General features: G+C 68.3%; 1 pseudogene. It reads right to left on the bottom strand.

The annotated features are described in order from the left end of the window. Window positions 1-322: pseudogene (locus A3764_RS21705) on the bottom strand (hypothetical protein); the annotation flags it as partial. Between the last annotated feature and the right edge of the window lie 25 nt (window positions 323-347).

Below are 347 nucleotides of genomic sequence, written 5' to 3'. Positions count from 1 at the left end.
CCCAGCGGCGGATCGCCGGCAGATCGGGCTGCATGCAGGGCTGGCCGCGGGAAAGCTCCTCCGTGCTCAGCAGGATGGTGTGATCGCTTGCCGCGTACCGGCGGGCGAGCGCCTGCCACGCGGCGGCGGATCCGCCTGCATAGGTGAAGGCGGGCGGCAGGCTGACCCAATCGGCGACGAGCCCGTGGTGGCCCTGCGCCGAACCCATGCGGGGATAGATCAACCCGTGGCTGCGAAACCCTTCCCTATGGGTGGCGAAGACCTGCTGTATCGTGGTGCTGGCGGTCTTGTGGGTGCCGATATGCAGGATCAACCGTGCCATGTGCTGCACCCCCCACGTTCTGCCG

This window comes from Sulfitobacter sp. HI0129 (assembly GCF_001635395.1).
GTDB lineage: Bacteria > Pseudomonadota > Alphaproteobacteria > Rhodobacterales > Rhodobacteraceae > Sulfitobacter.
This window is presented reverse-complemented; position numbering and strand designations above follow the sequence as displayed.